Annotated in this window: 19 protein-coding genes and 1 pseudogene; 11 read left to right on the plus strand and 9 right to left on the minus strand. The window is 75.2% G+C overall.

What is annotated here, in order from left to right; all coding sequences use genetic code 11:
- Positions 1-142: 142 nt before the first annotated feature.
- On the minus strand, positions 143-1,060 hold the full coding sequence (gene ypfJ / locus GA0070558_RS11920) for a KPN_02809 family neutral zinc metallopeptidase (protein WP_091278874.1): 918 nt from the start codon (positions 1,058-1,060) through the stop codon (positions 143-145).
- A 243-nt stretch (positions 1,061-1,303) separates the two neighbouring features.
- Between ypfJ and GA0070558_RS11925 the strand changes: the two genes are divergently transcribed.
- Positions 1,304-2,908 (plus strand): ABC-F family ATP-binding cassette domain-containing protein, encoded by a 1,605-nt coding sequence (locus tag GA0070558_RS11925; protein WP_091278516.1) that lies wholly within the window; start codon positions 1,304-1,306, stop codon positions 2,906-2,908.
- A gap of 160 nt (positions 2,909-3,068) precedes the next feature.
- Here the strand turns inward: GA0070558_RS11925 and GA0070558_RS11930 are convergent, their stop codons facing one another.
- Complete coding sequence (locus GA0070558_RS11930; RefSeq protein ID WP_256091886.1) at positions 3,069-3,671, minus strand: cadmium resistance transporter; 603 nt, start codon at positions 3,669-3,671, stop codon at positions 3,069-3,071.
- 204 nt (positions 3,672-3,875) lie between these two features.
- Here GA0070558_RS11930 and GA0070558_RS11935 point away from each other — a divergent pair, with 204 nt between their 5' ends.
- The 3 genes from GA0070558_RS11935 to GA0070558_RS11945 all read left to right on the plus strand — a co-directional run bounded on the left by GA0070558_RS11935 (position 3,876) and on the right by GA0070558_RS11945 (position 7,097).
- Entirely contained in the window at positions 3,876-4,103 is a 228-nt protein-coding gene (locus GA0070558_RS11935) for a helix-turn-helix domain-containing protein (RefSeq protein ID WP_007072022.1), read from the plus strand.
- 46 nt (positions 4,104-4,149) lie between these two features.
- Positions 4,150-4,917, plus strand: coding sequence for an enoyl-CoA hydratase/isomerase family protein (locus GA0070558_RS11940; RefSeq protein WP_043967551.1), 768 nt, complete (start codon positions 4,150-4,152; stop codon positions 4,915-4,917).
- 200 nt (positions 4,918-5,117) lie between these two features.
- Entirely contained in the window at positions 5,118-7,097 is a 1,980-nt protein-coding gene (locus GA0070558_RS11945) for an ABC transporter ATP-binding protein (protein WP_091278522.1), read from the plus strand.
- A gap of 29 nt (positions 7,098-7,126) precedes the next feature.
- Here the strand turns inward: GA0070558_RS11945 and mug are convergent, their stop codons facing one another.
- From mug to GA0070558_RS11975, 6 genes are all read right to left on the minus strand, one after another.
- Positions 7,127-7,774, minus strand: coding sequence for a G/U mismatch-specific DNA glycosylase (gene mug / locus GA0070558_RS11950; protein WP_256091887.1), 648 nt, complete (start codon positions 7,772-7,774; stop codon positions 7,127-7,129).
- Positions 7,774-8,535: an SDR family oxidoreductase gene (locus GA0070558_RS11955; RefSeq protein WP_091278528.1), complete on the minus strand. Its 762-nt coding sequence runs from the start codon at positions 8,533-8,535 to the stop codon at positions 7,774-7,776. Before GA0070558_RS11955 ends, mug begins: the two co-directional genes overlap by 1 nt.
- A 51-nt stretch (positions 8,536-8,586) precedes the next feature.
- Positions 8,587-9,045, minus strand: a complete 459-nt coding sequence (locus GA0070558_RS11960; RefSeq protein ID WP_091278531.1) for an SCO6045 C-terminal-like domain-containing protein — start codon at positions 9,043-9,045, stop codon at positions 8,587-8,589.
- Positions 9,046-9,068: 23 nt separating this feature from the next.
- Positions 9,069-9,893, minus strand: a complete 825-nt coding sequence (locus tag GA0070558_RS11965; RefSeq protein ID WP_091278877.1) for an MbnB/TglH/ChrH family RiPP precursor modification enzyme — start codon at positions 9,891-9,893, stop codon at positions 9,069-9,071.
- Complete coding sequence (locus GA0070558_RS11970; RefSeq protein ID WP_091278534.1) at positions 9,890-10,822, minus strand: TIGR04222 domain-containing membrane protein; 933 nt, start codon at positions 10,820-10,822, stop codon at positions 9,890-9,892. Before GA0070558_RS11970 ends, GA0070558_RS11965 begins: the two co-directional genes overlap by 4 nt.
- Positions 10,823-10,886: 64 nt before the next feature.
- Positions 10,887-11,459, minus strand: a complete 573-nt coding sequence (locus tag GA0070558_RS11975; protein WP_043967560.1) for a TetR/AcrR family transcriptional regulator — start codon at positions 11,457-11,459, stop codon at positions 10,887-10,889.
- A 253-nt stretch (positions 11,460-11,712) separates the two neighbouring features.
- On the opposite strand from GA0070558_RS11975, the gene GA0070558_RS11980 reads away from it, so the two are divergent.
- Together GA0070558_RS11980 and GA0070558_RS11985 are read left to right on the plus strand one after the other, a co-directional pair.
- The gene (locus tag GA0070558_RS11980; RefSeq protein WP_043967562.1) at positions 11,713-12,357 is read left to right on the plus strand and encodes an HAD family hydrolase; all 645 of its coding nucleotides are present in this window, start codon (positions 11,713-11,715) and stop codon (positions 12,355-12,357) included.
- A 351-nt stretch (positions 12,358-12,708) separates the two neighbouring features.
- Positions 12,709-13,650 (plus strand): serine protein kinase RIO, encoded by a 942-nt coding sequence (locus GA0070558_RS11985; protein ID WP_091278537.1) that lies wholly within the window; start codon positions 12,709-12,711, stop codon positions 13,648-13,650.
- A 102-nt stretch (positions 13,651-13,752) separates the two neighbouring features.
- Here the strand turns inward: GA0070558_RS11985 and GA0070558_RS11990 are convergent, their stop codons facing one another.
- A complete protein-coding gene (locus GA0070558_RS11990) occupies positions 13,753-13,998 on the minus strand; it encodes a DUF2630 family protein (protein WP_077939191.1) in 246 nt (81 codons plus the stop codon).
- A gap of 105 nt (positions 13,999-14,103) precedes the next feature.
- On the opposite strand from GA0070558_RS11990, the gene GA0070558_RS11995 reads away from it, so the two are divergent.
- The 5 genes and pseudogenes from GA0070558_RS11995 (at position 14,104) to GA0070558_RS12015 (ending at position 21,868) form a co-directional block, all read left to right on the plus strand.
- Entirely contained in the window at positions 14,104-15,018 is a 915-nt protein-coding gene (locus tag GA0070558_RS11995; protein ID WP_091278540.1) for a GNAT family N-acetyltransferase, read from the plus strand.
- A 162-nt stretch (positions 15,019-15,180) separates the two neighbouring features.
- On the plus strand, positions 15,181-16,560 hold the full coding sequence (locus tag GA0070558_RS12000; RefSeq protein ID WP_091278543.1) for a cytochrome P450: 1,380 nt from the start codon (positions 15,181-15,183) through the stop codon (positions 16,558-16,560).
- On the plus strand, positions 16,557-17,471 hold the full coding sequence (locus tag GA0070558_RS12005; RefSeq protein ID WP_228986981.1) for a terpene synthase family protein: 915 nt from the start codon (positions 16,557-16,559) through the stop codon (positions 17,469-17,471). Before GA0070558_RS12000 ends, GA0070558_RS12005 begins: the two co-directional genes overlap by 4 nt.
- Positions 17,468-19,176 (plus strand): annotated as a pseudogene (locus GA0070558_RS34960) (prenyltransferase/squalene oxidase repeat-containing protein). Before GA0070558_RS12005 ends, GA0070558_RS34960 begins: the two are co-directional and overlap by 4 nt.
- A 97-nt stretch (positions 19,177-19,273) precedes the next feature.
- Positions 19,274-21,868 carry a sensor histidine kinase gene (locus GA0070558_RS12015; protein WP_091278546.1) on the plus strand — a complete coding sequence of 865 codons (2,595 nt, stop codon included), beginning with the start codon at positions 19,274-19,276 and terminating at the stop codon, positions 21,866-21,868.
- Positions 21,869-21,973 lie beyond the last annotated feature (105 nt).

A 21,973-nucleotide genomic window follows, 5' to 3' on the forward strand; every position in this document is an offset into this window, starting at 1 on the left:
CAGCGGCATTTCGAACGGGTCAACGAATTCCGGAAGTTTTCGGAAACTTTTCGAACGGGTGGCCCGGAGGGGAGCTCGACCCGGCCGGCGACGGCCGTCGGCCGGGTCGGGCTCCGCTGCGCTGGCTCGCCGGGTACGAGGGTCAGGCGCCGCCGCCGAAGGTGTCGCACTGCTTCGGGTCGCCGGTCTCGTACCCCTTGGTGAACCACTGCCGGCGCTGCTCGGAGGTGCCGTGGGTGAACTCGTCCGGGTTGACGGGGCGTCCCGAGCGCTGCTGGATGGCGTCGTCGCCGATCTTCTCGGCGGTGTCGATGGCCTGCTGGATGTCCTGCTCCGAGATGCTCTTGAAGATCTTCTGGCCCTGCTCGTCGGCGGTGCCGGTGGCGTTGCGCGCCCAGGCCCCGGCGTAGCAGTCGGCCTGGAGTTCCAGCTTCACCGACAGGGCGTTGGCGTTGGCCGGGTCGCGCTGCTGCTGGCGGCGCATCTGCGCCTCGGTGCCGAGCAGGTCCTGCACGTGGTGGCCGTACTCGTGGGCCAGCACGTACGGCTGGGCGAACTCGCCCTTGGCCCCGAGCTGGTCGGCGAGCAGGTTGTAGAAGGTCAGGTCGATGTAGACCAGGTCGTCGGCCGGGCAGTAGAACGGGCCGACGCCCGAGTCGGCCTGGCCGCAGGCGGTGTTGACGCCCTGGCTGAAGAAGACGGTCTTCGACGGCTGGTACTGCTCGCCGAAGGTCTCCGGCAGGGCGGTGCGCCAGTACGCCTGGATCGAGTTGACGTAGAGGGTGTTACGGCAGTCGAGCTGCTTGAGGGCGTCGTCGGCGGAGCACTTCTGCTCCAGCGAGGTGTTGTCGCCCTGCCCGGACCCGTCGCCGTCGAAGGCCGCGTTCAGGCCGAAGCCGCCGCCGACCAGGGCGACCAGCACGGCGACGATGATGCCGACGATGCCGCCGCGTCCCCCGCCGATCGGGATCGGGATCCCGCCCAGGCCGCCGCCTCCGCCGGACCCCCGCCGGTCGTCCACCTGGCTGGTGTCGATCCGCGCGTTCTCGTTCAGCTCCATGTTGACCCCGATCACCGATTCGTCACGTGTGGTGGTTGCGGTGCCGGACCGGGTCCGGACGACGCCTCCGTACCCGATGATCTTGATCGGTAATCCGGGCGGCGCGCATCGGGCGGCCCGGTACACTTGCCCCGTGCTGCGCTGCGAAGGCTGAACCGCCCCGCGCCGACGGGAACATCGACCCGCCGGCGCTTTCGCGTGCCCTGAGTCAGCCCTTCCAGACCCCGAGAGCGAGTCCCCGACATGATCACTGCCACCGGCCTGGAGTTGCGCGCCGGCGCCCGGATCCTGCTGTCCGACACCACGCTGCGGGTGCAGCCGGGCGACCGCATCGGCCTGGTCGGCCGCAACGGCGCCGGCAAGACCACCACGCTGAAGGTCCTCGCGGGGGAGGGGCAGCCCTACGCCGGGCAGATCGACCGGCGCAGCGCCATCGGCTACCTCCCGCAGGACCCGCGCACGGGCGACCTGGAGGTCACCGGCCGCGACCGGGTGCTCTCCGCCCGGGGGCTGGACGTGCTGATGGCCCAGATGCAGGAGGTCGAGGCCCAGCTCGCCGAGAACGCCGACGACCGGCTGGTCCGCCGCTACGGCGCGCTGGAGGACCAGTTCGCCGCCCTCGGCGGGTACGCGGCCGAGGCCGAGGCCGCCCGCATCTGCGCCAACCTCGGCCTGCCCGACCGGGCCCTCGCCCAGACCATCGGCACCCTCTCCGGCGGCCAGCGTCGCCGCGTCGAGCTGGCCCGGATCCTGTTCCGCGACGCCGGCGAGAACGGCGGCGGCATCCTGCTGCTCGACGAGCCCACCAACCACCTCGACGCCGACTCGATCACCTGGCTGCGCGGGTTCCTCGCCAACCACAAGGGCGGGCTGATCGTGATCTCCCACGACGGTTCGCTGCTGGAGTCGGTGGTCAACAAGGTCTGGTTCCTCGACGCGACCCGCTCGGTGGTCGACGTCTACAACCTGGGCTGGAAGGCGTACCTGGAGGCGCGGGAGACCGACGAGCGCCGCCGCCGCCGGGAGCGGGCCAACGCCGAGAAGAAGGCCGGCGCGCTGATGGCCCAGGCCGACAAGATGCGGGCCAAGGCCACCAAGACCGTCGCCGCGCAGAACATGGCCCGCCGGGCCGAGAAGCTGATCTCCGGGCTGGAGGAGGTCCGGGTCTCCGACAAGGTGGCCAAGGTCCGCTTCCCGAACCCGGCGCCGTGCGGCAAGACGCCGCTCACGGCGACCGGCCTGTCCAAGTCGTACGGGTCGCTGGAGATCTTCACCGACGTCAACGTGGCGGTGGACCGCGGGTCGCGGGTGGCCATCCTCGGCCTCAACGGCGCGGGCAAGACCACCCTGCTGCGGATGCTCGGCGGCCTGCTGGAGCCGGACACCGGCGAGGTGCACGCCGGGCACGGGCTGCGGCTGGGCTACTACGCCCAGGAGCACGAGACCCTGGACGTGGAGCGGACGGTGCTGGAGAACATGCGGGCCGCCGCGATCGAGCAGACCGACACCGAGCTGCGGAAGATCCTCGGCGCGTTCCTCTTCTCCGGCGAGGACGTCGACAAGCCGGCCGGCGTGCTCTCGGGTGGGGAGAAGACCCGGCTGGCCCTGTCCACCCTCGTCTGCTCCGGCGCCAACGTGCTGCTGCTCGACGAGCCGACCAACAACCTCGACCCCGTCAGCCGGGAGCAGGTGCTGGACGCGATCGCCCGTTATCCGGGGGCGATCGTCCTGGTCACCCACGACCCGGGCGCGGTGCTGGCGCTCAAGCCGGACCGGGCGATCCTGCTCCCCGACGGCGACGAGGACGCCTGGAGCGACGACCTGCTCGAACTGGTCGAGCTGGCCTGACCGGCCGGCGGGTCCCGGCGACCGCCCCGGGAGCGCGGACCGCAGCCCCCGGACGGCGACCGCTCCGGGAGGGGGCCGCCGGAGCTGCGGGCGAAATGGGAATTTCCGCGCCTTTTGCGGTGGGCCGTCACTCTCTGCACCGTGCGTGCCCTCGGCGCGCTCAGCCGAGGATGCCGCCCAGCCGGGTGAGGACCCCGGAGGTGACCAGGATCAGCGCGCCGATCGCGACGAAGACGACGGGGACCAGCCAGTGGCCGACCCGGCCGACCCACCGGACCACGGCCGGGTGGCCGCCGAGGCCGGCGGCGACGGCGCACCAGAGGCCGACCAGCGCCGCGAACACCACCAGCCAGACCAGGGCGTCGGCCGGGGCGAGGGAGCGGAACACCGGCACGTAGACGGCGATGTTGTCGGCGCCGTTGGCGACGGTCACCCCGGCCACACCGAGCAGCCCGCCCACCACGGCGGGCGGCCCGTCGTCGTCCGAGCGGGCCAGCAGGGCGCGCACGCCGAGCGCGATCGGGAGCAGGCCGAGCAGCCCGGTCCACGGATCGGGCACCACGAGCAGCCCGGCGGCGGCGACCGCGGCGGCGGCGACCAGGGCGCCGATGCCCAGGTACTGCCCGGCGACGATGTGCCCGGGGCGGGGTCGGCCGGTGCTCCGGGCGGCCACGAACAGCACGGTCAGCACCACGACGTCGTCGATGTTGGTGGCGGCGAACACCAGCGCCGCGCCGGCGGCGGTCGCGATCAGGTCGGTCACGCCAGGCAGGGTACGGCCGCCGCGCCCGCCGCCCCGGCCCGCCCGAACGGGGTACGGCGACCGGCCGACGTCACCCTATCGGGTAGCTGACAATGCATAGCGTGTCGGTTGGCGAATAGTTGATATCTGGCGCATGATCGTTCGAGGCGGTCTAATAGGTGGGACCGTATCCGAACCGCACAGTCTGGGACGTGAGGAATCAGCATGGCAGCCACTGGCACAGCCACCAGCACTGAGAAGGGTCGCCGGATCGTCGGAGCCGAGCGTCAGACGCTCGCCAAGGACCTCGTAAAGCGGTACACCGGCGGAGAGAGCATCCGGGCGCTCGCGGCCTCCACCGGCCGTTCCTACGGGTTCATCCACCGGGTGCTCACCGAGTCCGGCGTGCAGCTGCGTCAGCGCGGCGGCGCGCGGCGCCGCAAGAAGGCGTGACCCGCCCACCGACGTCGTCCATCAGCGCCGTCCCCCGGGCCGCCCGGTGACCCCTGGCGCGGTCGGGGTACGACTCGACTGCGACGGGCCGGTGGCGACGGTGACGTTGTGCCGGCCCGACGTGCTCAACGCGCAGACCCCGGCGATGTGGCGCGCGATGAGCGACTTCTCCCGTGACCTGCCCGGCGACGTGCGCGTCGTCGTGGTGCGCGGCGAGGGGCGGGCCTTCTCCGCCGGCCTCGACCTGTCGGTGGCCGGCGCGTCCGGCCCCGGCTCGTTCGCCGAGCTGGCGACCCTGCCCGAGCAGGAGTGCGCCGACCGGATCGCCGACTTCCAGGCCGGCTTCACCTGGCTGCACCGGCCCGACGTGGTGTCGGTGGCCGCCGTGCAGGGCCACGCCATCGGCGCCGGCTTCCAGCTCGCGCTCGCCTGCGACCTGCGGGTGCTGGCGACCGACGCCAAGCTCTCCATGGCCGAGGTGACCCTCGGCCTGGTTCCCGACCTGGCCGGCACGAAGCGCCTCGTCGAGCTGGTCGGCTATGCCCGCGCCCTGGAGATCTGCGCCACCGGCCGGCGGATGGACGCCGCCGAGGCCGACCGGCTGGGCCTGGCCACCCTGGTGGTGCCCAACGCCGAGCTGGACGCCACGGTGCGCGACCTGACCGCGGGGCTGCTCGCCCACCCCCGGGACGCGGTGGTGGAGATCAAGGCGCTGCTCGCCGGTGCCGCCGGCCGGTCCCACGCCGAGCAGCAGCGGGCCGAGCGCGAGGCGCAGACCCGCCGGCTCCGTGACCTCGCCGGCCGGGGCGAATAGCCGGCCCCTCAGCAGAGCGCACCAACCGGACCCTCGGCAGGGGGGACAGCCGGACCGTCGGCCAGCGGGCCGGCCCACCACCCGGTGGGAAGAACGGTAAGGACTTTCCGGGAAGAACCGGCTTACGGCCAAGGTTGTCGTAGCCGTCGGGACAATCGACCTGACGGCACGAGCCGACCACGACCCGGAGGTGACGCGTGATGTCCGACGGTGGCATGGCCGGCTGGAGCATGATCCGGTCGATGCGCAACCAGGACGAGGTCTCCGCCCACCGGCTCAGCCGCGGCACCGCCCGGCGGATCGTCGAGTTCGCCCGGCCCTACCGCCGCGACATCGTCGTCTTCCTGGTCACGGTGGTGATCGCCGCGGTGATCGGCGTGGCCACCCCCGTGCTCGCCGGCGACGTGATCAACGCGATCAGCCGGGGCGGCGCGGAGGCCGGGTCGACCGTGGTCCGCCTCGCCCTGGTCATCGCCGTCCTCGCCGTCGCCGACGCGCTGTTCTCGCTGGTCCAGCGGTGGTATTCGGCGCGCATCGGCGAGGGCATCATCCTCGACCTGCGCACCCGGGTCTACGACCACGTGCAGCGGATGCCGTTGCAGTTCTTCACCCGCACCCAGACGGGCGCGCTGGTCAGCCGGCTCAACAACGACGTGATGGGCGCCCAGCGGGCGTTCACCTCCACCCTGTCCGGGGTGGTCAGCAACGTCATCCAGCTCGTGCTCACCGCCGGGGTGATGCTCACCCTCTCCTGGCAGATCACCGTGCTGTCGCTGGTCATGCTGCCGATCTTCATCGTCCCGGCCCGCCGGGTCGGCCGGCGGCTGGCCGACATCACCCGCGAGTCGTACAACCTCAACGCCAACATGAACGCCACGATGACCGAGCGGTTCGGGGTCGCCGGGGCGCTGCTGGTCAAGCTGTTCGGCGCGCCCGAGGTGGAGGCGCGCCGGTTCGCCGGCCGGGCCGAGCGGGTCCGCGACATCGGCATCCAGTCCGCGATGTACTCGCGGACGTTCTTCGTGGCGATGCTGCTGGTCGCGTCCCTGGCCCAGGCGCTGACCTACGGCCTCGGCGGCTGGCTCGCGGTCACCGGCAGCGTCAGCGCCGGCACCGTGGTCACCCTCGCCCTGCTGCTCACCCGGCTGTACGGCCCGCTGACCGCGCTGTCCAACGTCCGGGTGGACGTGATGAGCGCGCTGGTCTCCTTCGACCGGGTCTTCGAGGTGCTCGACCTGCGTCCCGGCATCGCGGAGAAGCCGGACGCCGTCGCCGTGCCGCGCGGCAACGGCCGGGTGGAGTTCCGCGACGTGCGGTTCCGCTACCCCGCCGCCGCCGAGGTGTCCCTCGCCTCGCTGGAGGAGGTCACCACCCTCGACCGCACCGTCAACGAGCCGGTGCTGCGGGGCGTCTCGTTCGCCGTCGAGCCGGGGCAGATGATCGCCCTGGTCGGCCCGTCCGGGGCGGGCAAGTCCACCCTGTCCATGCTGATCCCCCGGGTCTACGACGTCACCGACGGCCAGGTGCTCGTCGGCGGCGTCGACGTGCGCGACGCCACGCTCGCCTCCCTGCGCGACGAGATCGGTGTGGTCACCCAGGACTCCCACCTGTTCCACGAGACGATCGCCGAGAACCTGCGCTACGCCAAGCCGGACGCCACCGACGACGAGATCTGGGCGGCCCTCGCCGGCGCGCAGGTCGCCGACCTGGTGCGGTCCCTGCCCGACGGGCTCGACACGACCGTCGGCGAGCGGGGCTACCGCTTCTCCGGCGGGGAGAAGCAGCGCATCGCGATCGCCCGGCTGCTGCTGAAGGCCCCGTCGATCGTGATCCTCGACGAGGCGACCGCGCACCTGGACTCGGAGAGCGAGGCGGCGGTGCAGCGGGCCCTGGCGGTGGCGCTGACGGGGCGTACGGCGCTGGTCATCGCGCACCGGCTCTCCACGGTCCGCGACGCCGACCAGATCCTCGTCCTCGACGAGGGGCGGATCGTCGAGCGGGGCCGGCACGAGGAGCTGGTCGCCGTGGGCGGCCTCTACGCCGAGCTGTACCGCGCCCAGTTCGCGGTGGCCGACTCGCCCACCCCGTACGTGGACGCGACGGGCCCCGAGACCGTGATCACCATGCCGATGGCCACCTACGTCGCCGACGAGGCGATGCCCCCGGCCGCCGCGAACTGACCCCGGTGGCCGGCGTGCCCACCCGCCGGTCAGGCCGGCGCGGCGGTGGCGGCGCGCAGCTCGCCGAACGCCGCGCCCAGCGTCTCGGCGGTGAAGTGGGCGTTGAGCCCGCTCGGGTTGGGCAGCACCCACAGCCGGGCGTCGCCGAGCAGCTCCGGCTGCGGCCCGAAGGCCGCCTTCGGCCGGCCGAACCCGATCCGGTACGCGGTCACCCCGACCACCGCCACCCACGCCGGCCGGTGCCGGCGCACCTTCGCCGTCAGGATCCGCGCGCCTTCGACCAGTTCGTCCGCGGTCAGCTCGTCGGCCCGGGCGCTGGCCCGTGCCACCATGTTGGTGATGCCCAGCCCATACCCGGGCAGCGCGTCCTGCTCGCTCGGGTGCAGCTGGCGGGGGGTGAAGCCGCCCCGGTGCAGGGCCGGCCAGAACCGGTTGCCCGGCCGGGCGAAGTGCCACCCGGTGGCCGCCGACCACAGCCCCGGGTTGATGCCGACGAAGAGCACGGTCAGCCCCGGCCCGATGACGTCCGGGATGGTGCGCTCCGCCGCCGCGGCCAGCTCCTCGCGCGTCGGCCGGCGACGCTCCGGCCCGCCGGTCACCCCTGCCGGCCCGCCGGTCAGCCCAGCTCGTGTGTCGAGGCGGTCCGCCGCGCCGGGACCACCCGTCGGGGCGGCCATCACAGGCCGCGCAGCGCGCCGCCGTCGACCGGGAGGGTGATCCCGGTCAGGTAGCCGGCGGCGGGGGAGAGGACGAACGCGGCGACCCGGCCGAACTCGGCGGGCTCGCCGATGCGGCGCAGCGGGATGCCCGCCTCGGCCTCGGCCCGGGCCCGCTCGGCGTCCCCGGAGGCGGCCAGGAGCTGCCGGTTGCGGTCGGTCATGATCCGCCCCGGGAGCAGCCCGAGCACGCGCACGCCGCGCGGGCCGTACTCGTCGGCCATGTCCTTGGCCACCCCGGCCAGGCCGGGGCGCAGCCCGTTGGAGATGCCCAGCCCGGCCAGCGGGGCGCGGGCCGAGGTGGACAGGACCAGCCCGATCGCGCCGCCGTCGGTCAGCGCCTCGGCGACCGTGCGGGCGGTGCGGACGGTGCCGAGGAAGACGGTCTCGAAGGACTCGCGCCACTGCGCGTCGGTCGTACCCGCCGCGGTGCCCGGCGGCGGCCCGCCGACGGAGACCAGCGCGCCGTCGAGCCGGCCGAACTGCTCCCGGGCGGCGGCGACCAGCCGCTGCGGGGTGGCCGGGTCGCTCAGGTCGCCGGCCAGCCCGATCGCCCGCTCGGGGCCGCCGAGCCGCCGTACCGCCTCCGCCACCTGCTCGGGGGCCCGGGCGGAGACGACCACCCGCGCCCCGTCGGCGACGAGGCACTCGGCGGTGGCGAAGCCCAACCCCCGGGAGGCCCCAGTCAGCACGTACACCCGGTCGGTGAGTCCCAGATCCATGCGCCGATCCTGCCGTACGCCGGTGGGGGCGGCCACTCGCGGGCCGGGCGGCTACCGGCGGGCCGGACGCAGCAGGCGTACCCGGCCGGCGAGCCGCACCGCGACGGCGCCGCCGGCGCGGGCCAGGGCCGGCAGGCGGCGCGGTCGCGGCGGTGTCGCGCCGTCGTAGCGGCTGGCCGCCTCCCGCACCGCCAGCTCCTCCGCGCCCAGCCGCGGCAGCTCGCCCCGGCGGTGCAGCTCGCGGGCCAGGTCCCAGCCGTCGCGCAGCGAGCCGTTGGTGGGCCGGCCGTCGGCCCAGCCGGCGAACGTCGCCGGCCAGGCGTCGCCGAGGCCGGCGGCCAGCAGCGGCCAGTGCCGGGCCACGTCGCCGGCCCGCTTGCGCAGCAGGGCGCGGCGGGCGGCGTCGACGGGCGCCGGGGCGAACCCGGCCGGCAGCGGCCCGCCCGCGACCAGCGCCGCCACCAGCTCCGCCTGCCGGGCGGCCAGGTCGCCGCCGCCGGGCGCGCTCACGTCGCCATCGTCCCCTGGCGCGTTCACGTCACCGCCGGGTATCCGGACGCCGCGGCGATCGCGTCCAGCTCGGCCCGCAGCGCCGGCGCGGGCGGCCAGCGACCGTCGCGTTCCAGCAGCAGCGCGGGCGGGCGGTGCCGGGCGCACAGCTCGCCGATCAGGTCGAGCACGACCGGCGGCACCGGGTCGGTGTGCGTGTCGTGATAGAAGCCGCCCTGCTCGGCGCCCCCGGCGACGTGCACGTACGCCACCCGGTCCAGCGGCAGCCGGTCCAGCAGGGCGAGCGGGTCGGCGCCCCGGTTGCGGGCGTTGGCGTGCACGTTGGCGATGTCCAGCAGCAGCGTCGCGCCGGTCGCGTCGAGGATCTCGGTGAGGAAGTCGGCCTCGTCCAGCTCGTCGTCGGGCCAGTCGAACAGCGCCGCGATCGGCTCCAGCGCCAGCGGCACCGGCAGGTCGGCCTGGGCGCGGCGCACGTTGGCCACCACCGCCGCCACGGCCTCCCGGCTGCGCGGCAGCGGCAGCAGGTGCCCCGCCTCCAGGCCGCCGGCCCGCACGAACGCGATGTGCTCGCTGACCAGCGGCGCGCCGACCAACTCGGCCACCCGCGCGAGGTGGGCCACCCGGGCCGGGTCGACCGGCTCCGCGCCGCCGAGGGAGAGCTTCACCCCGTGCGGTACGACGGTGACCCCGCGCTCGACCAGGGCGGCGAGGCCGGGCGGCGGTGGCCCGTGCGGGGCGACCGCCTCGGCCACCACCTCGACGAACCGCAGCCCCGGCAGCTCGGCCACGAACCCGGCGATCTCGGGCCGCCAGCCGATGCCGACGCCGGTGGGACCCGGGCCGGTCATCCGCCGCAGCCCCCGCCGCAGCCGCCGCCACCGCAGGAGCTGCCCCCGCTGCACGAGCTGCCGCTGCAGGAACTGCCGCTGTCCGACGAGCCGCCGCTGCACCCGCCGACCGAGGGGCTGCCGGTGCCGGACAGCGCCTGCCGCTGGATCTCGGCCTGCTCGGCGAAGCCCGGGTCCATGGCCCACAGGGTGGCGGTGCCGAACAGGGCCACGCCCATCGCCGCGCCGGCCGCCCCGTAGGTCGCGTACGCCGGGCCGGAGGCGGGGGCGAGGTGCACGTTGGTGCGGCGCAGCTCGCGCAGGGCCCGCTCGGCCGCCCTGGTCCGCCACGGCACCCGGGCCAGCAGCGCGGAGGCGATGGCCAGGGGGATCACGGCGAGCACCAGGAAGGCGACCGGCCGGCCGTTGGACAGTCCCGCGAAGATCCGGAACCCGCCGAGCAGGACGAGGAGGAACACCGGGAACGACCCGCGCTGGGCGGACTGGCGTCGGGCCGCGCTCAGCGCGAGGCCCTGCTGCTCGAGGCCCTGGCGCAGCTGGTCGAGGGCCTGCTGCACCCAGCGGTCGCGGCCCAGCTCGCGGGCGTACAGGCCCTGGTTGGCGGCGTGGTGGACCGCCCGGTCCAGCGGGGTCGCCCCCGCCGGCAGGGAGCCGCCGACGGCGAGCCGCCGGTCGGTGCGTACGCCGACGACGCCGGTGCCGCGCAGCCCGCCCAGCGAGGTCCAGATCGCGAGCTGGTTGCCGCCGTTGAGGTAGGCCACCTGCTGGGGGCCGAGCTGGGCGCCGCCGACGGACGACGGGCCGGCGAGGACCCGCCGCCGGTGAACGATCGCGCCGATCACGACGGCGAGGCCGGCCAACAGGTAGAAACCGAGGAAGGTGGGCCCGGGGATGCCCCAGGTGTCACCGGGCGCCGCGAGGACTCTCATGCTGCTGCTCCTGTCGCGCGAGGGGGTCGCGGGCCCATTGTGGGACAGGCCCGCCACGCGGTCGTCAGCGGCGGCGGACGGCCTCCTCGACCAGGTCGAGCACCGGGCCGAGGTCGCCGGCCGGGCGGCCCATCGCCAGGTGCAGCACCAGGCCGTCGTAGGCGAGTTCGAGGAACCGGGCCAGCACGTCGATGGGTACGTCCTCGCGGAGCACCCCGGCCTCCCGCTGCCGTGCCAGCCGGTCCCGGGTGGCCTCGGCGATGGCGGCGGAGCGTTCGGCCCAGCGGCGGGCGAACGCCGGGTCGGTGCGCAGTCGCCGGGACACCTCCAGTTGGCTGCCCAGCCAGCCGGTGGTGTCCGGGGAGACGGCGCGGGCCAGCAGGTCCCGCATCACCTGGACCAGGCCGTTGCGGGCGACCGTCTCCACCATGGCCGCCGCGTCGTCCTCGGCGACGGCGAGGAACAGCGAGTCCTTGTCCCGGAAGTGGTGGAAGATCGCGCCCCGGGACAGGCCGGTGGCCTCCTCCAGCCGCCGCACGGTGGCGCCCTCGTAGCCGTGCCGGGCGAAACAGGCCCGCGCCGCGGCGAGAATCTCCTGCCGGCGGGCGTCGAGCTGGTCCTGACTTACTCTGGGCACGGCACGATCGTGTCAGGTGGCCCGCCGTCATGCAAACCGTACGTACGGCTTGTAACGTGCCGGCAACGTGGCCGTGCCTGATCGTGGGGCGCCGGCCCCGGCGCTGGCTCTGCCGTGGCCCGGCGCTGGCCACGGGTGGTGCCGGCGGGGACCCGATGCGTGATCGGCCGACGGGTGGCCGGTTACCATCGCCCGGTGACGCCGTGCCTGCCGGCCCTGTCGGCCGGCGGCCCGTCTCCCTTAAGGTGCCCGAGTGCCGCTGCTCCTGCTGGATCTGGACAACACCCTGCTCGACCGGGCCGGGTCGTTCCGTGCCTGGGGTGAGCGCTTCCTGGACGGCATCGGCGCGCCGGCCACCGACATCGACTGGCTGGTGTCGATCGACGCCGACGGGCTGACCGACCGGTGGGACGTGGCGGACGCGATCCGCGACCGGTACGGGCTGCTCATCTCCTCCCTGGACCTGGTGGAGGAACTGCACGACGGGGTGGTGGTCAACAGCCGGCTCGATCCGCTGGTGGCCTGCGCCCTGCGGATCGCCGACGACGCCGGCTGGGTGCCGGTGGTGGTGAGCAACGGCAGCGTCCGCCAGCAGGACGCGAAGATCCGCCGCACCGGCCTGGACCGGTACGTGGCCGACTGGGTCATCTCCGAGGAGGCCGGGGTCAGCAAGCCCAACCCGAGGATCTTCGCGCTGGCGGCCCGGCGGGTCCGGATGCCGCTGCGCGGCGCGTGGGTGGTGGGGGACAGCCCGGAGGCCGACATCGGCGGTGCGGCGGCAGTGGGCCTGCCCAGCGTCTGGCTGCACCGGGGACGGGTCTGGACGGACACCCGGTTCGCCCCCACCTTCACCGTCGACGGGCTGATCGCCGCCGTAGCCACCGTCCTCGCCGCCTGACACCCCCCACCCCCCGACCTCCCACCCCCCCGCCCCCACCCCCCCCACCCCCACCCACCCCGGTCCGGGCTCACGCCCGGCCCGCTTCGGTGATCAAGAGGTTTGCGTCACCGTAGAGATCAACTCTGACGCTTTTCTCTTGATCACCGGGGCCGGCGGGGGTGGGGGCGGGGGCCGGCGGGGTGGAGCGGGGGTTAATTGGTTGCGGGGTGGGGGTGGGTGGGTCAGCATGGTGCCGCGCGTCGGGCGCAGCCGGGTCGTCCCGGTCGAGGAGGGGAGGTCGGTCATGGCCGTCTTCGCAGGGCTCTTCCACCTGCCTTCACCAGCCTCGATCAAGGGATCACCAGCACAGTGCGTGACGACGACTTCCCGGCGCGCGGGCGCCGTGGCCGCGGCAAGGGCCGCTTCGACGACGACGAACCCCAGTTCCTGAAGCGTGGCCGGCCCGCCGAGCCGGTCCTGACCGACCCGGACCCGGGTCCGGACGACGACGCCCCCGGCGGCGACGCCTGGTCCACCTGGGATCAGGCCGTGCACGGCCCCGAGCCGCACCCCGCCTGGCTCGTCACCGAGCTGGCCGCCCGGGACACCGACCTCGGGGTGCTCAAGACCGGCAAGGAGGCGGACGTCCACCTGGTCCGCCGGGCTGTGCCGGACACCGACCGGTCGTGCCTGCTGGCGGTCAAGCGCTACCGCGACGCCCAGCACCGGCTGTTCCACCGCGACGCCGGCTACCTGGAGGGTCGCCGGGTGCGCCGGTCCCGGGAGAACCGGGCGATGGCCGGGCGCACCGCCTTCGGCCGGCAGATGATCGCCGGGCAGTGGGCGGCCGCCGAGTTCGCCGCCCTCTCCCGGCTCTGGGAGATCGGCGCGGAGCACGGCCGGATCTCCGTGCCGTACCCCGTGCAACTGCTCGGCACCGAGCTGATGCTGGAGTTCGTCGGCGACCCCGACGAGGGGCTGGCCGCGCCCCGGCTGGCCCAGTGCCGGCCCGAGCCGGCCGAGCTGCGCTCGCTGTGGGAGCAACTGGTCGACGCCCTGGTGGTGCTGGCCCGGGCCGGCTACGCCCACGGTGACCTGTCGCCGTACAACCTGCTGGTGCACGCGGGGCGGCTGGTCATGATCGACCTGCCGCAGGTGGTCGACGTGGTGGCCAACCCGCAGGGCCCCGAGTTCATGGCCCGCGACGTGCGGGTGGTGGGAGCCTGGTTCACCGCGCGTGGCCTGCCGGCCGACGACACCGATCCGGCGGCGCTGACCGCGCTGCTGCTGCGCGAGGCCGGCATCCGCTGAGTCGACCCGGGTGGGCATCGGGCCGGTCCCGGTGCCCACCCGGGTCGGCCGCCCGGGGGCACCGGGCCCGGGGCGGCCCGCAGTCGCCGGCCGCCCCGCCGGTCACTGGAGGTAGCGCTCCACCTCCGGCACGGGGCGTACGCCCTGGGCCTCGGGGTCGCCGTGGGCCTGGCGGGCGGCCCGCCGCCGGCGCAGCAGGTCCCAGCACTGGTCCAGGGACTCCTCCAAGTCGCGCAGCCGATCCTGCTCGTCGGCGGTGCCGGACTCCTTCGTCTGCGCGGCCGCGCGGAGCCGGTGCTCCTCGTCGACCAGTTCGGAGATCCGGTTCAGGATGGTCTTGTCGTCCATGCCCCTGAGCCTGGCACAGCGGGTCGGGCCGCGCCCGCTTCTCCCGCGCGTCGGGCCGACGGACGGGGTCGCGGAGCCCGGAACGTTGCGGTACGTTGCCACGCGATGACGCTGACCGTGCGGCCGTTCGCCGATGCCGATGCCGACGCCGTGAGCGAGGTGCTGCGGTCGGGCCTGCCGCACCTGCTGGCCACCCCGGAGCTGCTGCGCTGGCAGGCTGCCCGGGCGCAGGGCCCCGAGCGGTTCGGCGCGCTGGTGGCCGAGGTCGACGGGGAGCCGGCCGGGGTGGCCCGCACCGGGCTGCTGCACGAGAGCGCGGAGCCGGGGCTGGGCTTCGTCAACCTGACGGTCCGGCCGGAGCGGCGCGGCCGGGGCGCGGGGGCGGCCCTGCTCGCCGCCGCCGAGCAGCGGCTCGCGGGGCTCGGCGCGACCACGTCGTACGCGATGGTCGACGACACCCCGGCGGACCTGGCCTTCGCCGAGCGGCACGGCTACCGGCGGGGCCGGCGGTCCCTGCTGCTGCGGTGCGACCTGGCCGCAGCGCCGCCGCCCCCGGAGCCGGGGCCCGGCGTCCGGCTGCTCGCCGCCGCCGACCTGCCCGACCCGCGCCTGCTCTACGAGGCCGATCTGGACGTCTCGCGCGACGAGCCGGGCGAGGTCAGCATGGACGAGATCGGGTACGCGGACTGGCTGGCGGCGTACTGGCACCGCCCGGACCTGGACCGGGAGCTGACCACGGTGGCCATGGTGGACGGCGAGGTGGCCGCGTTCACGGTGGGGCTGACCGACAGCCGCCACGACCACCGGTGCGGGATGACCGGCACCCGGCGGCCGCACCGCCGGCGGGGGCTGGCCCGGCTGGTCAAGCAGGCCGCCCTGCGGCGGGCGGCGGCGGCCGGGTTCCGGCACTCGGTGACCGTGAACGACGCCGGCAACGCCGCGATGCTCGGCCTCAATGCCACGCTCGGCTACCGGACGATCGCGGCGCAGTGGCGGTATCGGCGGGATCTGCCCAGGTAGGAGGCCCGCGGCGGGTCCCTTGTGGCGGCGGGGAATGTCGCCCGCGAAAATTATTCCTCTCTCCCCTGGAGAAGTTGACCTGCTCAATGGCATGCTCGGGCGGGACCGTTACTTTCCACGGTCGTTCCGCGACGCACAGTTGATCAGGGGAGTGCACCACACGTGGTAACCCCACACCCGACCCCCACCCGTGCTCGGCGAGCGAGATCCGTTCCGCTGCGGCACGTCGCGCCCGGCCTGCTCCGCGACCCCGTCCGCGCTCTCGTCGGGTTCGGCGAGCGGGCCGACGGCGAGGTGGTCCGGCTCAACGTCGGCGCGTTCCGGCCCTACCTGGTCACCGACCCCGACCACGTGCAGCAGGTGCTGGGCGACCGGGCCGACAACTTCGGCCGGTCGGGCGCCGGCGCGTTCTGGGGCCCGCTGCGCCGGCTGTTCGGCGACGGCATCCTCGGCGACGGTCCCGTGTGGTCGGACAGCCGGCGCATCCTCCAGCCGCTGTTCACCGCCCGGCGGGTCGAGTCGGTGCTGCACCGGATGGCCGCCACGATCGCCGACGCGGTCGCCGAGCTGGACGCGCCGGCCCGCGCCGGCCGGCCCGTCGACATCGGCGCCGAGCAGGCCCGGATCGTGTGCCGGGCGATCATGGAGACGTTCTTCGGCGACCGGATCTCGGTCGCCGACGCGCTGCGCCTCATCCGGGCGCAGGACGCGATCGCCACCTCGGTGATCCCCCGGGTGCTGGCGCCGTTCGTCCCGCTGGCGCTGCCGATGCCCGGCGACCGGGCGTTCCGCGACGCCGCCCGGCGCATCGACGACGTGCTGGTGCCGATCGTCCGGTCGGCGCGGGGCAGCGACGGCGACGACGTCATCGCCACGCTGTGGCGCGGTGCCACCGCCGACGGCCGACCGCTGGACGAGCGGCAGGTCCGCAACGACACCGTGGCCATGGTCGCCGTGACCACCGAGACCACCGTCAACGTGCTGACCTGGCTCTGGCCGCACCTGGCCCGCGCGCCCGAGGTCGCGGCCCGGTTGCAGGAGGAGATCGACTCGGTGGCGGGCGGCCACCCGGTCGGCCCCGAGCACCTGCCGCGGCTGCGCTACACCCGGATGGTGCTCGACGAGCTGATCCGGCTCTACCCGGTGGCCTGGCTGGCGCCCCGGCAGGTGCTGCGGCCGACGACGCTCGGCGGCGTACGCCTGCCGGCCGGGGCGACGCTGCTGGTCAGCCCGCTGGTCACCCATCGGCTGGCCCGCTACTGGGACGACCCCGGCGCCTTCGACCCGGAGCGGTTCACCCCGGATCGGGTCCGGGCCCGGCACCGCTACGCCTTCTTCCCCTTCGGCGGCGGCCCGCACCAGTGCCTGGGGATGCACCTGTTCTATCTGGAGGCGCAACTCATCGTGGCGAACCTGTTGGCCCGCTACCGGCTGCGGGTGCGCAGCCCCCGGCTGCCCGCCGTGCAGCTCGCCGCCGCCCTGCGCACGCGGGACCGCGTGGAGCTGGACGTGCGCCCCGCCCGCACCGGGGCCGTCGCGTGAACGTCGTCACGCCACCGTCCACGGTGCTGCCCGACCAGCTCTCCGCCGCCGCCGAGCAGGGCCGCATCTGCGCGCTCGCCGCGCAGGGGCAGCGCGACCTGCAACGGCAGGCGGCCCGCTACCCGGACCTGTTCGCCGGCCGGGCCTTCGACGCCGCGCTGTTCAGCAACATCGCCCTGGCCATCGCCTTCGGCGCACCCTGGTGCACCGCCGAGCAGCTGCGGCTGACCAACCGGATGGTGCTCTGGGGCTTCGCCCTCGACTGGCGGATCGACTACCTGGCGAAGTCCCGGGCGGACGTCGACCGGGTGGTGGCCGGCGCCCTCGCGGTCGTCGAGGGGGCCAGCCCCGACGCCGACGACCCGCTCGGCCGCCTGCTCGCCGAGCTGCGCGACGACCTCGCGGCGGTGCCGGCCTTCGCCGAGCTGGGCGGTGCCTGGCGGGCGGCGGTGCGCCGCACCGTGACGGCGATGGCCCGGGAGTGGGAGTGGAAGACCGCGCGGGAGCGCGACGGCGCGCCGCTGCCCGGCTTCACCGAATACCTCGCCAACGCCGACAACCTCGCCTGCACCGTGGTCAACGTCGCGCACTGGATCTGGACGGGCGACGCGGAGACCCACCGGCGGCTGGACCGGCTGGTGACCGTCAGCGACGAGGTGCAGCGGGTGCTGCGGCTCGTCAACGACCTCGCCACCTACGAGCGGGACCTCGAATGGGGCGACCTGAACGCGCTGCTGCTGGTCGACGACCGCGCCGAGGTCGACCAGCGCATCGTCGAGCTGGTCGAGCGGTGCACCGAGCTGCTGGCCCCGCTGTCGGGCGGCTGCCCGCTCCAGGCGGCGTACCTGGCCCGGCAGATCGGATTCAGCAGCGGCTTCTACCGCTCCGCCGACTTCTGGGGGCAGCGGTGACGATCTTCCGGGGGCAGTGGTGACGCTCGCCCGGCAGCGGGCCGCCGCCTGCGGCCGCGCCGACCGGCCGGCCCGGGATCCGGAGTCCGCCGCGGACGCCCGCGAGCTGGTCGCCGCGATGACCCTCACCCCGGGCGGGCAGTCCTCCGCGTCGGTGTACGAGACGGCGCGCCTGGTCAGCCTCGCGCCGTGGCTGACGCACCACGCCGAGCGGGTCGCGTACCTGCTCGCCGGCCAGCGTCCCGACGGCGCGTGGGGCGGCCCGCAGGGGTACGCGCTGGTGCCGACGCTGAGCGCCACCGAGGCACTGCTGACCGCGCTGCGCCGCCGGGACGCCGACGTGCTCGCGGGCGCCCGCGCCGCCGAGCGGCTGGGCCGGGCCGTCGACGGCGGGCTGCGGGCCCTGCACCGGTGGCTCGCCGGCCCGGCCCCGTTCTCCGCGCCCGACCTGCCGGCCACCGACCTGACCGTCCCGGCGCTGGTCGGCTCGGTCGCCGCGCACCTCGACGCGGTGCGCGCCGACCCGCCGCCCGGCCTCGCCGCCTGGCGCGACGCCGGCCCGCTGCCCCTGCCGTCCGGGCTGGACCACGCCCGGCTCGACCGGGTCCGCGCGCTGGTCGCCTCGGGCGGCCCGCTGCCGGAGAAGCTGCTGCACGCCCTGGAGGTGGCCGGCCCGGCGGCCCGCCGGGCCGCCGGGGTGACCCCGGTCGGGCCCGGCACCGTGGGCGCGTCCCCGGCGGCGACGGCCGCCTGGCTCGGTGGGCCCGGGCCGGGGCCCGGCGCCGCCGCCGCGGTGTCCTACCTGGAAGACGTGGCCCGCCAGCAGGGCGGCCCGGTGCCGTGCGCGACCGGGATCACCGTCTTCGAACGGGCCTGGTCGCTGAGCACCCTGAGCCGGGCGGGCATGACGCTGCCCGTGCCGCCCCGGCTGCTCGCCGGGCTCGCGGCCACCGTCGGCCCCGCCGGCACCGCCACCGCGCCCGGCCTGCCCGCAGACGCCGACACCACGGCGGTGACCCTCTACGCGCTGGCCCGCCTCGGCCGCCCCGTCGACCCGGCCAGCCTCTGGGGGTACGACACCGGCGAGCACTTCTGCACCTGGCCGGGGGAGGACGGCGCGTCGGTCACCACCAACGCCCACGTGCTCGACGCGTTCGGCTGGCACCTGGCCCACCGCGCGCCGGCCGACGCCCGGCTCACCGCCGTGACGCGGCGGCTCACCCGCTGGCTTGCCGACCGGCAGTCGTCCGACGGGGCGTGGACCGACCGCTGGCACGCTTCGCCCTACTACGCCACGAGCTGCGCGGTGCTCGCCCTGGCCGGTCACGGCCGGGGCCCGGCCGCCGTGGGCGCGGTGACCCGGGCCGCCGACTGGGTGCTCGCCGGGCAGCGCGCCGACGGCTCCTGGGGGCGGTGGGGCGGCACGGTCGAGGAGACCGCGTACGCGGTGCAGGTCCTGCGCGCCGCCCGGTCCGCCGCGCCGGCCGCCGTCGAGGCGGCGCTGGGGCGGGCCCGGCGCTACCTGGCCACGATGGAGGGACGCGACGGCGCGCCCGCGCTCTGGCACGACAAGGACCTCTACCGCCCCGTCGTGATCGTCCGCGCCGCCGTCGCCGCGGCCCGTCATCTCGTCCGCGCCGGGGCCTCTGGTGACGCCTTCACCGGGCCCGGGTACGGCAGGACCCCCTTGATCAGTGCCGCTTGAGTGAACAAACCGACACTGCTAGCGTGCGCGCGTGGTCGACGGTGTACCGGCCACACGCGCTCCGGCAGCCCCCCGAACAGCCGGCCAGGACGGTGTGATGCGTTCCCGCAGTACGAATCTCCGTACGAAAATCGTCGCTCTGCTGGCGTCGCTCGTCGCGCTCTGGGTCTTCGCGGCGTGGGTGACCCTGCGGGACGGCGCCAACCTGCTCGGGGTGCAGGCGCTCAACGAGTCGGTGTCCGAGCCGAGCGAGGCGCTGGTGCTCCAGCTCCAGCGGGAACGGAAGCTGTCGCTGGCCTATCTGGGGCGGCCGGACGAGACGCGGCGGGAGGCGCTCGGCGCGGAACGGCGGCGCACCGACGAGCTGGCGTCGACGTTCCGCGAGTCGTCCAGCAGCTGGCGGGCCACCGTCGCCGCCAGCGACACGCTGAAGCAGCGCCTCGACGCGGTCTACGGGCAGCTGTCCCGGCTGGGCGAGACCCGCTCCGGGGTGGACGCCCGCAGCGTCGACCGGTCGTCGACCCTCGCCGCGTACGGGCAGGTCGTGCGGTCCATCTTCGACGTCTACTCGGCCCTCGGCCTCCTCGACGACCAGCAGGTGGGCGAGGACACCACCGCCCTGATCGAGCTCAACCGCGCCCGTGAGCTGCTGTCCCAGGAGGACGCCATGCTCACCGGCGCGCTCTCGGCGGGACGGATGACCGCGGCGGAACGGTCCCAGCTCGCCCAGCTCATCGGCGCGCAGCGGTTCGCGGCCGACCTGGCGGTGAGCCGGCTGCCCGCCGCCGACCGGGAACGCTACGACGCGATGGTCGGCGGCGAGGCGTTCGAGAACCTGCGCGACCTGGAGGACGGCGTCCTGGAGGGCCGGGGCGCCGACCCCCGGCTGGGCTTCGAGGCCGCCGACTGGGACGCGGCGGTGGCACCCGCGTTGGCCCAGTGGAGCGAGGTCGTGATCGCCGGCGGCGACGACGTGGTGGAGCGGGCCACCCCGGTCGCCGTCACGGTGATCATCCGCCTGGTGCTCGCCACGGGCCTGGGCCTGCTCGCCGTCGTCGCGTCGATCATCGTGTCGATCACCACCGCCCGGGTGCTGCTGCGGCAGCTGGAGCGGCTGCGCGACGCGGCGTTCACCCTGGCCAACGACCGGCTGCCCAGCGTGGTGGAGCGGCTCGGTCACGGCGAGGACGTGGACGTGGCCCGGGAGGCCCCACCGCTGGAGTTCGGCGACGACGAGGTCGGCCAGGTGGGCAAGGCGTTCAACGCGGTCCAGGAGACCGCGCTGCGCACCGCCGTCGAGCAGGCGGAGCTGCGCCGCAACGTCCGCGAGGTCTTCCTCAGCCTGGCCCGGCGCACCCAGGCGCTGGTGCACCGCCAGCTCACCCTGCTCGACGCGATGGAGCGCCGGGAGCAGGACGCCGAGGAACTGGAGGACCTGTTCCGGGTCGACCACCTCGCCACCCGGATGCGGCGCAACGCCGAGAACCTGATCGTGCTCTCCGGCTCCACGCCGGGCCGGGCCTGGCGGCGCAACGTCCCGATGGTCGACGTGGTCCGCGGCGCGGTCGCCGAGGTGGAGGACTACACCCGGGTCAATGTGCTGCCGCTGGGCAACGTCTCGCTGGCGGGCCGGGCGGTCGGCGACATCATCCACCTGCTGGCCGAGCTGATCGAGAACGGGCTGTCGTTCTCGCCGCCGCACACCACCGTGGAGGTGCGCGGCCAGGCCGTGGCCAACGGCTTCGTCATCGAGATCGAGGACCGGGGCCTCGGCATGAGCGAGGAGGACCTCGCCGCCGCGAACCACCGGATCGTGGACCGCTCCGAACTCAACCTGGCCAACGCCGCCCGGCTCGGCCTCTACGTGGTCAGCCGCCTCACCGACCGGCACGGCGTGCGGGTGCAGTTGAAGGAGTCGGCGTACGGGGGCACCACCGCGGTCGTGCTGATTCCGGCGGAGCTGGTGACCGACTCCGGTGGGGCCGGCGGACCCGGGCGCACCGGCAGGACCGACCCGTCCGCGCCGGTCGTGGCGGCCCGGCCGGGCCCGTCGGGCGACCGGCCGGCGGCCCGCCCGGTCGCACCGGTGGCCCTGGCGGAGGCCCCGACGGCCCCGGCCGCCGGGCCGTCCGTCGAGGACGACGGCACGCCGGGCCTGCCCACCCGCGCCCGGCCCCGCACCGCCGGCCCGGCACCGGCCGCCCCGGGCGGGGAGACCGAGCTTCCGGTACGCCCACGGCGTCCCGCCGGGCAGTCGGCGCTGGACGCGCCGACCGTGCCGACCGGGCTCCCGATCACCACGCCCCGGCCGGCCGGCGGCGGTGCGGCACCGGGCTCCACGGTGGAGCGCCCGGAGCCGGCCGAGCGGCCCGACGGGACCACCACCGACGGCGAGACCGCGCCCGACACCCCCGCCCCGGCGCCCGTGCCGGTGCAGCGGACCGGCACCGGGCTGCCCGTGCGCGTGCGACAGGCCAACATCGTGCCGGAGTTGCGCGAGGACCCGGCCGCGCAGCCCGACGAGGAGGAGGACACGGTCCGCGTGCCGGAGCAGGTCCTCAAGATGATGAGCTCCTACCAGCGCGGCACCCGACGGGGCCGCACCGACGCGGCCCGCCTGCTCGGTGGTGCCGGCGGCGCGGAACCCACCGGCGGTTCCGGCGACGACGCCGACGGGCACGAGGCGACCTGAGAACGAGCACGAGGCGACGTGAGGGCGGCGCGGACGACCCGCGCCCGTGGCGGGACGGCAGGTCCCAGACGACAAACGGCGACACCAGCCGGGGGAGAAGAGGAC

Source organism: Micromonospora haikouensis (genome assembly GCF_900091595.1).
Classification (GTDB): domain Bacteria; phylum Actinomycetota; class Actinomycetes; order Mycobacteriales; family Micromonosporaceae; genus Micromonospora; species Micromonospora haikouensis.